This window comes from Jatrophihabitans sp. (assembly GCF_036388195.1).
Taxonomy (GTDB): Bacteria; Actinomycetota; Actinomycetes; order Mycobacteriales; family Jatrophihabitantaceae; genus Jatrophihabitans_A.
Map to the genome: position 1 here is coordinate 1 of NZ_DASVSG010000148.1, position 14378 is coordinate 14378.

Annotated in this window: 15 protein-coding genes and 1 pseudogene; 12 read left to right on the top strand and 4 right to left on the bottom strand. The window is 72.9% G+C overall.

The features are described from left to right. Positions 1–260: pseudogene (locus VF612_RS15005) on the bottom strand (hypothetical protein); the annotation flags it as partial. 443 nt (positions 261–703) lie between these two features. Between VF612_RS15005 and VF612_RS15010 the strand changes: the two are divergent. Genes VF612_RS15010 through VF612_RS15025 form a run of 4 tightly spaced genes read left to right on the top strand, consistent with a single transcriptional unit; the run spans position 704 to position 4769 of the window. Then, positions 704–1285, top strand: a complete 582-nt coding sequence (locus VF612_RS15010) for an HNH endonuclease (protein ID WP_408660659.1) — start codon at positions 704–706, stop codon at positions 1283–1285. Positions 1286–1318: 33 nt separating this feature from the next. After that, entirely contained in the window at positions 1319–2575 is a 1257-nt protein-coding gene (gene cobG, locus VF612_RS15015; RefSeq protein WP_408660660.1) for a precorrin-3B synthase, read from the top strand. After that, positions 2572–3207: a precorrin-8X methylmutase gene (locus VF612_RS15020; protein WP_408660661.1), complete on the top strand. Its 636-nt coding sequence runs from the start codon at positions 2572–2574 to the stop codon at positions 3205–3207. The genes cobG and VF612_RS15020 overlap by 4 nt, the downstream gene beginning before the upstream one ends. Continuing rightward, the gene (locus VF612_RS15025) at positions 3204–4769 is read left to right on the top strand and encodes a precorrin-2 C(20)-methyltransferase (RefSeq protein ID WP_408660662.1); all 1566 of its coding nucleotides are present in this window, start codon (positions 3204–3206) and stop codon (positions 4767–4769) included. Before VF612_RS15020 ends, VF612_RS15025 begins: the two co-directional genes overlap by 4 nt. Positions 4770–4835: 66 nt before the next feature. Here VF612_RS15025 and VF612_RS15030 read toward each other — a convergent pair whose 3' ends face one another. Next, a complete protein-coding gene (locus VF612_RS15030) occupies positions 4836–5588 on the bottom strand; it encodes a cobalt-precorrin-6A reductase (RefSeq protein ID WP_408660663.1) in 753 nt (250 codons plus the stop codon). Positions 5589–5660: 72 nt separating this feature from the next. On the opposite strand from VF612_RS15030, the gene VF612_RS15035 reads away from it, so the two are divergent. Together VF612_RS15035 and VF612_RS15040 are read left to right on the top strand one after the other, a co-directional pair. Further along, positions 5661–6731, top strand: a complete 1071-nt coding sequence (locus VF612_RS15035; RefSeq protein WP_408660664.1) for a cobalt-precorrin-5B (C(1))-methyltransferase — start codon at positions 5661–5663, stop codon at positions 6729–6731. 87 nt (positions 6732–6818) lie between these two features. After that, positions 6819–7166: a rhodanese-like domain-containing protein gene (locus VF612_RS15040; RefSeq protein WP_408660665.1), complete on the top strand. Its 348-nt coding sequence runs from the start codon at positions 6819–6821 to the stop codon at positions 7164–7166. A gap of 31 nt (positions 7167–7197) precedes the next feature. On the opposite strand, the gene VF612_RS15045 is transcribed toward VF612_RS15040, so the two are convergent. Both VF612_RS15045 and soxR read right to left on the bottom strand, forming a co-directional pair. Next, positions 7198–7596, bottom strand: coding sequence for a TIGR03618 family F420-dependent PPOX class oxidoreductase (locus VF612_RS15045; RefSeq protein WP_408660673.1), 399 nt, complete (start codon positions 7594–7596; stop codon positions 7198–7200). Further along, entirely contained in the window at positions 7596–8069 is a 474-nt protein-coding gene (gene soxR, locus VF612_RS15050) for a redox-sensitive transcriptional activator SoxR (protein ID WP_408660666.1), read from the bottom strand. The genes VF612_RS15045 and soxR overlap by 1 nt, the downstream gene beginning before the upstream one ends. A 72-nt stretch (positions 8070–8141) precedes the next feature. Here soxR and VF612_RS15055 point away from each other — a divergent pair, with 72 nt between their 5' ends. From VF612_RS15055 to VF612_RS15080, 6 genes are all read left to right on the top strand, one after another. Next, the gene (locus VF612_RS15055) at positions 8142–8858 is read left to right on the top strand and encodes an SDR family NAD(P)-dependent oxidoreductase (protein ID WP_408660667.1); all 717 of its coding nucleotides are present in this window, start codon (positions 8142–8144) and stop codon (positions 8856–8858) included. Continuing rightward, entirely contained in the window at positions 8855–9979 is a 1125-nt protein-coding gene (locus tag VF612_RS15060; protein ID WP_408660668.1) for an S-adenosylmethionine:tRNA ribosyltransferase-isomerase, read from the top strand. The genes VF612_RS15055 and VF612_RS15060 overlap by 4 nt, the downstream gene beginning before the upstream one ends. A 65-nt stretch (positions 9980–10044) precedes the next feature. Then, a complete protein-coding gene (otsB, locus tag VF612_RS15065; RefSeq protein WP_408660669.1) occupies positions 10045–10821 on the top strand; it encodes a trehalose-phosphatase in 777 nt (258 codons plus the stop codon). Positions 10822–10877: 56 nt separating this feature from the next. After that, complete coding sequence (locus tag VF612_RS15070) at positions 10878–11882, top strand: ABC transporter ATP-binding protein (protein ID WP_408660670.1); 1005 nt, start codon at positions 10878–10880, stop codon at positions 11880–11882. Then, on the top strand, positions 11879–12640 hold the full coding sequence (locus VF612_RS15075) for a hypothetical protein (protein ID WP_408660671.1): 762 nt from the start codon (positions 11879–11881) through the stop codon (positions 12638–12640). Before VF612_RS15070 ends, VF612_RS15075 begins: the two co-directional genes overlap by 4 nt. A 186-nt stretch (positions 12641–12826) precedes the next feature. Beyond that, positions 12827–14378, top strand: a 1552-nt coding sequence (locus VF612_RS15080; RefSeq protein ID WP_408660672.1) for a 2-oxo acid dehydrogenase subunit E2, incomplete at its 3' end; no start/stop codon positions are given.

Sequence of the window (14378 nt, forward strand, 5' to 3'; positions counted from 1 at the left end):
CCCTGGTCGCTGAAGCTGCCGATCCGGGTCACCGGTTGGAGCTCGTGGATCAGGCGGGCAAAGGCGACCCACTCCTCGACGGGGGCGCCGGCAGGCAGCACGACGATCCGAGCGAGCTTCTCGGGCTCATCGATCTTGGCCATCTGCTCGGGATCGCAGATCACACTGGAGCTGACGCTCTGGCCCTCGTTCCTCGCCCAGGTCCTGAGCCGATCAGGTATGTAGTAGCCATTGCCGAAGATCAACACGTGTTCTGCCATGGTCGGCAGGCTAGCGGGCCGGCTTGGCCGGACGTGGCGAAGTCCGCATGTCCCGTTCTCTCCACGGCAAGAACAAGTCAAGAATCTCACCGACGAGGAGTTGGCCATCGCTGCCTGAGAACTGCTGGCGCGCATTCTGCAGGGCAGGTTGCCCCGATTCCGATTTATCTTATCCACAAAGGGGAATCTTGACCGATTCCGGTTGGATCCTGATAGAATCAGCAGTATGTCCGTCAGCTTCGATGACGAGTTCGCCGCCTTGGTGGCTACCCTCCCCGAGCTGCCGCCGGAGCCTCCCGAACCGGACTGGAGCGAGCATCCGGTCTACGCCGAGCTGGTCTTGCCCGCCGAGCGGCTGATCCAGCTTCTCGATCTGCCGCCGGCCGCGCGTCCCACCGGTGAGATCGCGCTGGTCGACCCTCAGCCGCTCTCCCCGGCCGCCCATGGATCAGAAGCGCGCGGACCTGCTGGTCGACGCCGTGCTGTCCGGCCTGCCCCACGATGCGCTCCCCGAACTCCAGGGCCGCCGGCCGAGCATCCAGATCGTCGTCTCGGCCGACACCCTGCTGGGCCTGGACGATGAGCCGGCCGACCTCGCCGGCTACGGCCCGATCACCGCCGAGACCGCCCGCCGGTACGCCGCCGACGTATCGGGAACCTGGCGCCGGCTGCTCACCGATCCGGACACCTGCGCACTGCTGGACATCGGCAAGGACAGCTACCGCCCGGCGCAGCGGCTGCGTGATTTCGTCCTGGCTCGCGACGGCGTGTGCTGCTTCCCGACCTGCGGCCAGCCGGGTTACCGGTGCGAGTTCGAGCACATCGTCGCCTTCTCCCAGGGCGGCAAGACCTGCCGGTGCGGCGGCGCGCTGGCCTGCAAGCGGCACAACCTCTGCAAGATCACCACCGGCTGGCAGTACCGCCGGTTACCCGATGGGTCCTACCGCTGGACCGACGACACCGGCCACTCCTACACCGGCCATCCGCCGCAACGGTGGGCCCACTCCCAGGAGGCGCGGCGGTAGGTCCCACACCGGCAGGGCCGTACGATCTCGGACGTGGTCCCACTGCCCGCTGTCCACCGCGCCAGCCCCGAGGACTCCTGTCCCGGCGCGGTACGGCTGCACCAGGCAGCCGATGGCGGCCTGGCGCGGGTGCGGATCCCCGGCGGGGTCCTGACCGGGGCGCAGTGGCAGGCGCTGGTCGCCGCCGCCCAGCAGCTGGGCAACGGACGCCTGGAGCTGACCTCGCGCGGCAACCTGCAACTGCGCGGGCTGCCCGACGGGGCCGAGGCGCCGCTGGCCGCCCGCCTGCAGGAGGCCGGCCTGCTGCCCTCACCGGCGCACGAGCGGGTTCGCAACCTGCTCGCCTCCCCACTGACCGGCCGGGACGGAGCCGGCCTGGCCGACGTCCGCCCGCTGATCGCGGAGTTCGACCGTGCCCTGTGCGCCCGGCCCGGGCTGGCCGAGCTGTCCGGACGGTTCCTGTTCGCCCTGGACGACGGCCGCGCCGACGTCCTGGCCGGTGAGCCGGACATCGCCGTCACCGCCACCGCGCCGGCCTCGATGCAGCTGGTGTTGGCCGGCTGGCCGGTCGGCGCACCGGTCCCCAGCGCCGCGGCGGTGGAATCGATGCTCGCCGCCGCCGAAGCCTTCCTGGCCGAGCGCCGGGCCCAGGGCGGCAACGCGTGGCGGCTGGCCGAGCTGGCCGACGGGCCTGCCCGGGTGGCGGCCCGGCTGGGGTTGGCCGTCCACCCCCGCCCGGACGCGGCCGTCGGCCCGGCCAGCCGACCCGGCCCGGCCTGCGAGCCCGGCCCGTTCCGGCAGCGCGACGGCACCAGCGCCCTGGTCATCGGCATCCCGCTGGGCGGCCTGAGCGCCGATCAGGCCACCGGCCTGCACGCTGCGCAGCTCATCCTGACCCTGTGGCGCAGCATCGTCCTGCCTGATCTGGCCGCCGGTGAGCTCACCGCGCTGGAGGCCCGCTGCGCCCGGCTCGGAATGATCACCGACCGGTCGCACCCACTGCACAACGTCACCGCCTGCACCGGACGTCCCGGCTGCGCCTCCGCGCTCGCCGACGTCCGGGCCGATGCGGTCGCAGCGCACCACGCGGGCGTCGGCCTCCCCGCCGTCGGCGTGCACTGGTCCGGATGCGCCCGCCGGTGCGGCCGGCCCGCCGGCGCCGGGACCGACGTGATCGCCACCGGGTCGGGCTACCTGGTGCGGCGCGGGGATCGGAGCGCCGAGGTGGGCAGCGACTGTGCCGAGCTGGCGGCCGCGCTGCGTACCTCCGTCCTGGCAGGTGCGCAGTGACCGGCTACCTGACCGATGGCGCCGAGATCTACCGGCAGTCCTTCGCCACCATCCGCGCCGAAGCCGACCTGGCCGGCCTGCCCGCCGACGTCGCCCGGGTCACGGTCCGGATGATCCATGCCTGTGGCATGACCGACCTGGTGGCCGATCTCGGCTACTCACCCGGCGTCGTGGCATCGGCCCGGCAGGCCCTGCTGGCCGGCGCCCCCGTCCTGTGCGATGCCCAGATGGTCGCCTCCGGGATAACCCGCCGCCGGCTGCCGGCCGGCAACGAGGTGCTGTGCGCCCTGAGCGACCCACGGGTGCCCGAACTCGCCGCCGAGCTCGGCACCACCCGCAGCGCCGCCGCGCTGGAGCTGTGGCGCGACCGGCTGGCCGGGTCGGTGGTCGCGATCGGCAACGCCCCGACCGCGCTGTTCCGGCTGCTGGAGCTGATCGAGGGCGGCGCCGGACGCCCGGCGGCCGTGATCGGGATCCCGGTCGGTTTCATCGGCGCCGCCGAGTCCAAGCAGGCGCTGGCCGACTTCTGCGTCCGGACCGGCGCCACCGAGTACCTGATCGTGCGGGGCCGGCGGGGCGGCTCGGCCATCACCGCCGCCGCGATCAACGCGATCGCCAGCGAGGAGGAGTGAGCGAGCTGCCCGAGATCCCCGACCGGACACCCGGTCAGCGCACCGGCCGGCTCGCGGGAGTGGGGCTGGGCCCGGGCGATCCGGAGCTGGTCACCGTCAAGGCCGCCCGGCTGATCAACGCCGCCGACGTGATCGCCTTCCACAGCGCCCGGCACGGACGCAGCATCGCCCGCTCGGTCGCCGAGCCGTACCTGAGGACCGGCCAGATCGAGGAAGCGCTGATCTACCCGGTCACCACCGAGACCACCAACCATCCCGGTGGTTACGCCGGGGCGATGGAGGACTTCTACGCCGCGGCCACCGAACGCCTCGCCGCGCACCTGGACGCCGGCCGGGACGTGGTGGTGATCGCCGAGGGCGACCCGATGTTCTACGGCTCCTACATGCACCTGCACAAGCGGCTGGCACACCGCTACCCCTGTGAGGTGGTGCCCGGGGTCACCTCGGTCAGCGGCGCCTCTGCCGCGCTCGGCCGGCCGCTGGTCGAGCACGAGGAGATCCTCACCGTGCTGCCCGGCACGCTGCCCGCCGAGGTGCTCGCCGAGCGGCTGGCCGGCGCGGACCCGGCTGTGGTGATGAAGCTCGGCCGCACCTTCGAGAAGGTGCAGCGGGCCTTCGCCGAGGCCGGCCGGCTGGACGAGGCGTGGTACGTCGAGCGGGCCAGCACCGGCCAGCAGCGGATCCTGCCGCTGGCCGAGGTCGATCCGGCCGGGGTGCCGTACTTCTCGCTCGCGCTGCTGCCCAGCCGTGGCGGCGAGGCGATCCCCGCCCCACAGCCGGACGCCGTCCGTGCCGATCAGCCCCGGGCCGAGCGGCGCGGCGAGGTGGTGGTGGTGGGCCTCGGCCCGGCCGGCCGGGACTGGTTGACCCCGCAGGTGCAGGCCGAGCTCGCCGCCGCGGACGAGCTGGTCGGCTACACCACCTACCTGAACCGGGTGCCGGTCAACCCGCGCCAGCGCCGGCACGCCTCGGACAACCAGGTCGAGTCCGAGCGCGCCGCCTTCGCCCTGGACCTGGCCAAGCGCGGCTCCCGGGTGGCCGTGGTGTCCTCCGGTGACCCCGGGGTGTTCGCGATGGCCAGCGCGGTGCTGGAGATGGCCGGTGACGAGCAATGGCGCGATGTCGACGTCCGGATCTGCCCCGGCCTGACCGCGGCGCAGGCGGTCGCCAGCCGGGTCGGCGCGCCGCTCGGCCACGACTTCTGCGTGCTGTCGCTGTCGGACCGGCTCAAGCCCTGGGAGGTGATCGCCGAGCGGCTGACCGCGGTGGCCCGCGCCGACCTGGTGCTGGCGATCTACAACCCGGCGTCGAGGTCTCGGACCTGGCAGGTCGAGAAGGCCCGCAGCCTGCTGCTGGAACACCGCTCCCCGGACACCCCGGTGGTGATCGGCCGCGACGTGGGCGGGCCGGCCGAGACCGTCCGGGTGCTGCGGCTGGCAGACCTCGATCCGGAGCAGATCGACATGCGCTGCCTGCTGATCGTCGGCTCATCCCAGACCCGGGTGCGCTACCGCGCGGACGGCCAGCCGACCGTCTACACCCCCCGGCACTATCCCGGGTGAATTAGTCCGGCGGAGCCAGGCAGGGACCGTCCCCGGCTCAGCGGGCCGAGACCGTCCCCGGCTGAGCTAGTCCGGCTGAGCCGGTGTCCCGGCCAGCAGAGCCACCCAGTCCCGCGCCTGCTCGACCGTCGCCACCGCGGGGACGTCCGGGACCGGCGGCCGCTCGATCAGCAGCACCGGCAGGCCCAGCTCCCGCGCCGCGACCAGCTTGGCCTCGGTGAGCGGGCCGCCGCTGTCCTTGGTCACCAGCACCCCGATCCGGTGCTGGCGCATCAGCGCGACCTCGTCCGGCACGGTGAACGGCCCGCGGGCCAGCAGCACCTGGCGCCGCGGCGGCAGCGGGGCCTCGGGCGGCTCGATGCTGCGGATCAGGAACCAGTGCTCGTCCAGGCCGGCGAACGGCGCCAGGCCGGTCCGCCCGATGGTCAGGAACACCCGGTCCGCCGCCAGCCCGGCCAGCGCCTGGGCGGCCGCGCTCAGCGACGGGTGCCGGCGCCAGTCGTCGCCCGGACCCTGGTTCCAGCCCGGCCGGCGCAGCGCCAGGATCGGGATGGCCGCCGTGGCCGCCGCCTGCGCCGCGGACCAGCTGATGGTCGCGGCGAACGGATGGGTGGCATCGACCACCGCGTCGATCCGCTCGCCGGTCAGCCACCCGGCCAGCCCGTCCGCGCCGCCGAAGCCGCCGATCCGCACCTGCCCGGCCGGCAGCGCCGGATCGGCCACCCGGCCGGCCAGCGAGGAGATCGGGCTCACCCCGGGCAGCCCGGCCAGGGCCGTGGCCAGCGCCCGGGCCTCGGCGGTTCCGCCCAGGATCAACACCCGCGCCACCGTCTGACCCCCTTCCGCCGCCCGCTTCGTACCGAGGGGTCTCCTCGGGCATGCTAGGACCCGATGACCACACCCAGCGGCCTGCGCTACGGCTGGACCACCGGCGCCTGCGCCACCGCGGCCACCGCCGCCGCCTACGCCGCGCTGCTCACCGGCAGCTTTCCAGACCCGGTCCGGATCACGCTGCCCAAGGGTCAGCAACCGGCGTTCGCGCTGGCCCGCGAGCACCTCGGCGACGGCTGGGCCAGCGCCTCGATCGTCAAGGACGCCGGCGATGACCCGGACGTCACGCACGGCGCGCTGATCACCGCCACCGTCCGGCCCGGGCCGCCGGGCAGCGGCGTCGGCTTCGTGGCCGGGCCCGGCGTCGGGACGGTGACCAAGCCCGGGCTGCCCCTGGCCGTCGGCGAGCCGGCCATCAACCCGGTGCCCCGGCAGCTGATGACCGCGGCGGTCACCGAGCTCGCCGGCGGCGCCGTCCCCGACCTGGTGATCGAGATCTCGGTGGCCGACGGGGCGGAGATCGCCAAGCACACCTGGAACCCGCGGCTGGGCATCCTGGGCGGCATCTCGATCCTGGGGACCACCGGCATCGTGGTGCCCTACTCCTGCGCCGCCTGGATCGACAGCATCAGGCGCGGCATCGACGTCGCGCGCGCCGTAGGCCACCAGCACGTCGCCGGCTGTACCGGCAGCACCTCGGAGAAGACAGCGGCCCAGCTGTACGGGCTGCCGGAGGATGCCCTGCTGGACATGGGCGATTTCGCCGGCGCGGTGCTCAAGTACCTCAAGCGGCACCCGATCCCCCGGCTCACCATCGCCGGCGGGATCGGCAAGCTCGCCAAGCTCGCCGACGGGCACCTCGATCTGCACTCCGGCCGGTCCCAGGTGGACTTCCGCTTCCTCGCCGAGCTGGCGCGCTCGGCAGGCGGCCGGGACCCGGTGGTGGAGGAGGTGCTGGCGGCCAACTCCGCGCTGGACGTGCTGCAGATCTGCCAGCGGGCCGGGGTGCCGATCGGCTACGCGATCGCCGACCGGGCCCGGCAGACCGCCGAGCAGGTGCTGGGCGACGCACCGGTCGCGGTCGACATCGTGGTGATCGACCGGGCCGGCGCGATCGTCGGGCGGGCCTAGGCCGGGATCGCGCCGGAGGTGCGCGAGCCGAGCGGGGTGACGAGGTCGAATGCCCGGGAAACCGGTACGCGTTGCTAGCCTGGTGGGGTGCATCCTGACTCCGCTCCCGAGATCTCGGCCACCGACACCGCTGACCTGCTGACCGGCGACGGCGCCGTGCTGCTGGACGTCCGCGAACAGCACGAGTGGGACGCCGGCCACGCGCCGCAGGCCCGTCACCTGGCCATGTCGGAGCTGGCCGGCCGGATCGACGAGATTCCCAAGGACGTCCCGGTGGTCTGCGTCTGCCACGGCGGCGGCCGGTCCGGCGCGGTCGCGGCGGCGCTGCACCGCAGCGGCTACAACGCCCTCAACCTGCGCGGCGGGATGGTCGCCTGGGACACCGCCGGGTTGCCGGTGATCGACGACGCCGGCAGCCCCGGCGCGGTGATCTGAGCCTGAGCGGCCGCCCGGCTCTGGGCTGGACCTACAGGTTGCCCAGCACCCGGCTGATGGCGATCTCCAGCACCACCCGTCGCGGGTTGACCCGCGGCGTCCGGTAGCGCTCGGCATACCGCCGCTCGGCGTCGGCCACCGACTCCGGATCGGCCCTGAGCAGCGCCCGCCCCTCCAGCGTCGACCAGCGCCGGCCGTCGACCTGGCACACCGCCACGGCAGCGCCGGCGGCGCCGGCGGCCAGCACCTGGCGCGCCTTGTGCGAATCGCCGGAGGTGATGACGCGAGCCAGTCCCGCCGCGGCGTCCAGGGTCACCCCGACCGGGACGGTGTGCGGGGTGCCGTCCGGGCGGACCGTGCTGAGCGTGGCGAGCCGGCGTTCGGACCAGAACTCCAGGAACTCCGGTCCCCGGCCGGTCAGGTCCGCCATCACCGCTCGTCTCCTTCGGACACCCGGCGCAGCAGCGGCGGCAGGAACACCGCGCCCCCGCCGTCAGCTGCCACCACGTCACCCGGGTTGGACATCGCACAGGATCGTAACGACAGGCAGCCGCAGCCGATGCACGACTGCAGGCCGTCGCGCAGCGCTTGGAGAGCACTGATCTGCTCGTCGAGCCGCTGCCGCCAGGAGCGGGAGATGCGTCCCCAGTCGGCCCTGGTCGGCGTGCGCAGGTCCGGCAGCTCGGCCAGCTCCACCCGGATCTCCTCCAGGCTGAGGCCGACGTTGCGGGCTGCTCTGATGAAAGCCAGCCGCCGCAGCACATTCCGCTCGAACCGGCGCTGGCCGCCACCGGTCCGGGTGGCCCGGATCAGGCCTTCGCGCTCGTAGTACCGCAACGCCGAGGCGGCGAAGCCGCTGCGCCTGGCCACCTCCGACACCGTCAGCAGTTGTTTCGAATCCATCGCTCCATCCTACTTGACTTAAAGCGCACTTCAACTTCAAGAATGTGGGAACACCCTACTTCTGGAGGACAAATGCCTACCGCTGTGATCACCGGAGCGTCTGCCGGCTTCGGACGAGCGCTCGCTGCCAGCCTCGCCGAGCGAGGCTGGAACCTGGTTATCGACGCCCGTCGCCCCGACCGGTTGCGCCAGCTCGCCGACGAGCTGAACCGGCACGCCCAGGTGCGCGCCATCGCCGGGGACGTCGGCGACGACGAGCACCGTCATCGCGTGGCCGATGCCGTCGCCGAATTCGGCTCGCTGGACCTGCTGGTGAACAACGCCAGCATCCTGGGCCCGAGCCCGTTGCTGCCGCTGGCCGAGCTGGCTCCCGAGCGGCTCACCGACGTCCTGCGGGTGAACCTGGTGGCGCCGCTGGCCCTGATCCAGCTAAGCCTGCCGGCGCTGACCGCCGCCGGCGGCCTGGTCGTCAACCTCTCCTCCGACGCGGCGGTGGCCCACTACCCGGGCTGGGGTGGCTACGGCTGCGCCAAGGCCGCGCTGGACCACCTGAGCGCCACCCTGGCGGCGGAGAACCCGGGGCTGCGGTGGTACAGCTTCGATCCCGGCGACATGCGCACCGAGATGCACCAGGCCGCCTTTCCCGGCGAGGACATCAGCGACCGTCCGGAGCCGGAGTCGGTGATCCCGGCGCTGCTGCGACTGATCGACACCCGGCCGCCGAGCGGCCGCTACACCGGCACCGAGCTGGGTGACGCCGTCCAGATCCCCGAAGGAGTGTCGCGATGACGATGCAGGCCCACGCACCCATCACTGCGCCGACCACCCGGTTCACGCTTCCGGACGACCTCACCGCCACCGAGCCGCCCGAGCACCGGGGCCTCAGCCGCGACGGCGTCCGGCTGCTGGTCGCCGAGCCCGCGCCGGCAACCGACCCCTCCGGGCAAGCCGACGGCGTCCGGCTCACCCACAGCCGGTTCCGGGAGCTGGGCAGCCATCTCGCGCCGGGTGACCTGATCGTCGTCAACACCTCGAAGACCATCGCCGGCGAGGTCGAGGGAACCGCCGACGGCGGCTGGCCGGTGGTGCTGCACGTGGCCAGCCCGCTGGAGGACGGCAGCTGGGTGGTCGAGCTGCGCACCGCGCCGGATGCCGCGCTGCCGGTGCTGAACGCCCGGCCGGGTGAGCTGATCGCCCTGGCCGCCGGCGTCCGGGTCCGGCTGCTGGCGCCCTATCCCGGGCAGCCCGCGTCGCCGACCGGCCGGGGCAACCGGTTGTGGCGGGCCGAGGTCACCAGCTCCGAGCCGTTCGCCGACTACCTGCTGCGCCACGGGCGGCCGATCAGCTACGGCTACCTGCAGGGCCACTGGCCGCTCGCGGACTACCAGACGGTGTTCGCCCGGCACCCGGGCAGCGCCGAGATGCCCAGCGCCGGCCGGCCGTTCACCGCAGAGCTGGTCACCGACCTGATCAGCCGGGGCATCGCCTTCGCGCCGATCACGCTGCACACCGGGGTCTCCTCCCAGGACGCCGGCGAGCCGCCGCAGCCGGAACGATTCGAGGTTCCGGCCGCCACCGCCCGGCTGGTGAACGCCACCCGGGTCAACGGCGGCCGGGTGATCGCGGTGGGCACCACGGTGACCCGCGCCCTGGAGTCGGCGGCGGGCCCGGACGGCTGGCTCAGCCCCGCTCGCGGCTGGACCGAGCTGGTCATCGGACCGGATCACCCGGCGCGTGCGGTGACCGGGCTGATCACCGGCCTGCACAATCCGGACGCCTCACACCTGTTGCTGGTGGAATCGGTGGCCGGGGCCAGGCTCGCCCAACGCGCCTACGACGCCGCCGTCGAGGCCCGCTACCTGTGGCACGAGTTCGGCGACTCGTGCCTGCTGCTCGGCGCCCGTCCGTGAGCACCGCACCCTGAGCACCGCACCGTGAGCAGCGCGCTCTGAGCGCCGCACTACCGTCTTCAGGCATGCACCCCGACCCGGACCGGCTCGCCGCGATCGCCGCACGGGTGCCCGGCGCCCTGATCGCGCTGGACTTCGACGGCACCCTGGCGCCGATCGTGGACGATCCCAGCGCGGCGCGTCCGGTGCCGGGGGTGACCGACACCCTGACCCGGCTGGCGCGGGCCGGAGCGCAGATCGCCATCGTCACCGGCCGCGACGCTGCCACGGTGCTCGAGCTCGGCGGCCTGGACGCCATCCCGGAGGTGATCGTCAGCGGCCTGCACGGCGCGGAGACCTGGCAGCACGGCGAGCTCCGGACCAGGGACGAGCCATCCGGCCTCGCGGCGCTGCGCGCCAGCCTGCCGCCGCTGCTGCGCCGGACGGCCGGCGTGTGGCTGGAGGACAAGCGGCTGTCGCTGGTGGTGCACACCCGCCAGGCCGCCGATCCACAGCGGACGCTTACCGAGCTGGCCGAGCTGCTGCCACCGCTGGTCGCCGAGCAGGGCCTGGAGCTGCATCCGGGCAAGCTGGTGCTCGAGATCAGGATTCCTGACCTGTCCAAGGCCACCGCGCTCGAGGAGCTGCTGACCGCGGACACCACCGCGGCGCTGTTCGGCGGCGACGATCTCGGTGACCTGCCAGCGGTGGCGGCGGTGTCGGCATGGGCGGCGGCGACCGGCCGGCCGGGCCTGACCATCGCGGTGGGTGAGGTGTCCGAGCTGCGCCAGGCAGCCGACGGCGCGGTGGACTCACCCGCCGAGCTGGCTCAGCTGCTGGCCGGGCTGCTGGCAGCCGGTTGAGACTCGCCCGCCAGCCGGTGCCACGCCGGAGCACCCGCGGATGATCTGATGTGCCCATGACCGCGTCCCAGCTAGCAGCAAGCCCCCGCGAGGCGCCCGACGGGCGGATCGTGGTGGACAACCTGACCAAGGTCTTCGGCAACCAGCGGGCGGTGGACTCCCTGAGCTTCACCGTCGAGCCGGGCTCGGTGACCGGCTTCCTCGGTCCCAACGGCGCCGGCAAGACCACCACGCTGCGGATGCTGCTGGGCCTGGTACGCCCGACCTCGGGCATCGCGACCATCAACGGGGTCAGCTACCAGTCGCTGCCCCGGCCGCTGCAGACGGTCGGGGCGACGCTGGAGGCAGCCAGCTTCCACCCGGCGCACACCGGGCGGCAGCACCTGCGGATCTACTGCGCGGCCGCCGGCCTGCCCGCCCGCCGCGCCGACGAGGTGCTGGAGCTGGTCGGCCTGGCCCAGGTCGGCAAGAAGAAGACCAAGGGCTACTCGATGGGCATGCGGCAGCGGCTGGGCCTGGCCGGCACGCTGCTGGGCGATCCCCGGGTGCTGATCCTGGACGAGCCGGCCAACGGCCTGGACCCCGAGGGCATCCGCTGGCTGCGCGGCTTCTTCCGGCACCTGGCCGGCGAGGGCCGCACCGTCCTGGTGTCGAGCCATCAGCTGGCCGAGGTGCAGGAGGTGGCCGACCGGGCGGTGATCCTCAACCGGGGCAAGCTGGTCCGGGCCGGCACCCTCGGCGAGCTGTCGGCCGGCACCGCGGTCACGGTGGTGCGCGGGCCGGCGCTGGGCCCGCTGCAGCAGGCGCTGGCCGGCGCCGGCTTCGGCGGCACCACCGAGCCCGACGGCGCGCTGCGGGTCCGCACCGATCAGCTGGGCCACGTCGGCCACCTGGCCTTCGTCCACAACGTCGAGCTGCACGAGCTCCGGCTGGAGGAGTTCGACCTCGAACGGCTCTTCTTCAGCCTCACCGAAGGCGAGCACCGGGGCGCGAACCTGGAACAGCCCGGGCACTTCCAGCCCCCGTTCCAGGCGAACCAGCAGGGCGGTGGCGCACGATGATCAACCTGATCCGTTCCGAGGTCCTCAAGATCCGCAGCACCCAGGTGTGGTTCTGGATGCTGCTGCTGGCCGCCGCCTTCACCGCGCTGGGCACCATCGGCAACGTGGTGAACGCGATCAACGACCACGACAACGGCGCGCCGGTCGACTACTACGGCGTCTTCACCCAGTCCCAGGGCGCCGGGGTGGCGCTGCTGGTGTTGGGCCTACTGGGCCTGACCACCGAGTTCCGGCACAAGACCATCACCCCGACGCTGCTGGCGACTCCGAACCGGTGGCAGCTGCTGGCCGGCAAGGCTGCCTCCTACGCCGTCTTCGCAGTCGTCTACGCCCTGATCTGCGTGGCGTTGAACTTCGCGATCGCGATCATCTGGCTGTCCGCCGCAGGGGTGCCGCTGGACTACGGCCACGGCGTGCCCGGCGGTGTCGGCAAGGCCTTCGCGACGCTGGTGCTGACCGGCATGTTCGGGCTCGGGCTGGGCGCGCTGCTGCGCAACCAGGCGGCCGCGATGGTGTTCGGGATCGTGTACTTCTTCATCCTCGACAACGTGCTCAACTTCGTGCCGTGGGTACGCAAGGGCTATGCCTACACACCGGGCGGCGCCATCAAGGCCTTCAACTCCAACGGCCACCTGGAGGGCATGCCGGGCGATGTCCACCTGCTGGCCCCGGCGGCCGGCGGGGTGCTGTTCGTGATCTGGTCGCTGGCGCTGCTGGTCATCGGAGGGCGGCTGAGCCTGAGCCGCGATATCAGCTGATCGGGGAGGCGGTGGTCCCTGTTGTGAGCAACCGCACCGATTTGCGCCGGCCGATGCGGCAGCGGCGCTGCGGCTGGCCGAGGTCCACGCGTAGGCTTGTTCATCGGGTCCCGGCTTGGCCGGTGGGCGGCAGCTGTCGCCCCGGTGGCCGCTTCCCGTAGCAGGCGTAACCAGACTCCCGAGAAGGTGGCCGACGACGTGACCGCGCAGTCCTCGACTGGCAGTGAATCAACCCGTCCCGACTTCGGCGCGAATGAGTGGCTCGTCGAGGAGATGTACGAGCGCTACCTGGCCGACCCGTCGGCCGTGGACGCGGCCTGGCACGACTTCTTCGCCGACTACCGGCCGGCCGCGGGCCCCGCCGGCTCGGTCCGGCACGCACCGCCCGGCAGCACCTACGACGACGTGGATGCCGACGCTGAGGAGGCCGACGGCGCCGCCCCGACCGCCGCCACCGAGCCCGCCCCGGCCGCCAGCAGCGCGCAGAACGGCAGCCCGGCCGTCGCAGCCCGCCCGGACCAGGCCGCCGCCGATGGCAGGCAGCCGGCCGGCGACGGGACTGCCCGAAGCGGACCTCCCCAGAAGGCGCCTACCCAGGACGGCGCCGCCCAGAACGGCTCCGCGCCGAGCAGCCCGGCCACCAGTGGCACAGCCACCAGCGGCCCGGCCGCCGAGGCGCCCAGCACTCCCCCGGCCAAGCCCGCCGCCCAGCCGGCCGCCGCGCAGCCGGCTGCGGCCAAGCCGTCCTGGACCAACCCCACCGTCGCGCCGATCGCGCCGGCCGAGGCCCACGTCACCGTGCTGCGGGGCGCGCCTGCCAAGGTCGTCACGAACATGCAGGCCTCGCTGGAGATCCCGACCGCCACCAGCGTGCGGGCAGTGCCGGCCAAGCTGCTCGCCGACAACCGGATCATCATCAACAACCACCTGCGCCGGGCCCGCGGCGGCAAGGTGAGCTTCACCCACCTGATCGGCTACGCCGTCGTCCGGGCGCTGCGCGACTACCCGGAGATGAACAACTTCTTCGCCCTCACCGCCGAGGGCAAGCCGGTCATGGTGCAGCCCGAGCACGTCAACCTGGGTCTGGCGATCGACCTGCAGGGCAAGGACGGCGCCCGCTCGCTGGTGGTGGCCTCGATCAAGTCGGCCGAGACGATGGACTTCGCCAGCTTCTGGGGCGCCTACGAGGACATCATCCGCCGGGCCCGCTCCGGCAAGCTCGTCGCCGACGACTTCATCGGCACCACCGTCAGCCTGACCAACCCGGGCACCATCGGCACCAACCACTCGGTCCCCCGGCTGATGCAGGGCCAGGGCGCGATCATCGGCGTCGGCGCGATGGAGTACCCGGCCGAGTTCAGCGGCATGAACCCCGACGCCCTGAACGACATGGGCATCTCGCGCACCATGACCCTGACCTCGACCTATGACCACCGGATCATCCAGGGCGCGCAGTCGGGTGAGTTCCTGCGCCGGGTGCACCAGCTGCTGCTCGGCGAGGACGACTTCTACTACGACATCTTCGCCTCGCTGCGGATCCCGTACGAGCCGGTCGTCTGGCTGACCGACCGGGAGTTCAGCCACGAGGGCCAGATCGACAAGGCCGCCCGGGTGATCGAGCTGATCAACGCCTACCGGACCTCGGGCCACCTGATGGCCGACACCGACCCGCTGGAGTACCGGGTCCGCAACCACCCCGACCTCGACATCCTCGAGCACCACCTCACGCTCTGGGACC

Bases quoted from the DNA above. Each gene is read 5' to 3' on its own strand.
- VF612_RS15010 (WP_408660659.1), top strand. From the start codon at position 704: ATGGATCAGAAGCGCGCGGACCTGCTGGTCGACGCCGTGCTGTCCGGC.
- VF612_RS15035 (WP_408660664.1), top strand. From the start codon at position 5,661: ATGACCACACCCAGCGGCCTGCGCTACGGCTGGACCACCGGCGCCTGC.
- VF612_RS15045 (WP_408660673.1), bottom strand. From the start codon at position 7,596: ATGGCGGACCTGACCGGCCGGGGACCGGAGTTCCTGGAGTTCTGGTCC.
- soxR (WP_408660666.1), bottom strand. From the start codon at position 8,069: ATGGATTCGAAACAACTGCTGACGGTGTCGGAGGTGGCCAGGCGCAGC.
- VF612_RS15055 (WP_408660667.1), top strand. From the start codon at position 8,142: ATGCCTACCGCTGTGATCACCGGAGCGTCTGCCGGCTTCGGACGAGCG.
- VF612_RS15060 (WP_408660668.1), top strand. From the start codon at position 8,855: ATGACGATGCAGGCCCACGCACCCATCACTGCGCCGACCACCCGGTTC.
- otsB (WP_408660669.1), top strand. From the start codon at position 10,045: ATGCACCCCGACCCGGACCGGCTCGCCGCGATCGCCGCACGGGTGCCC.
- VF612_RS15070 (WP_408660670.1), top strand. From the start codon at position 10,878: ATGACCGCGTCCCAGCTAGCAGCAAGCCCCCGCGAGGCGCCCGACGGG.
- VF612_RS15075 (WP_408660671.1), top strand. From the start codon at position 11,879: ATGATCAACCTGATCCGTTCCGAGGTCCTCAAGATCCGCAGCACCCAG.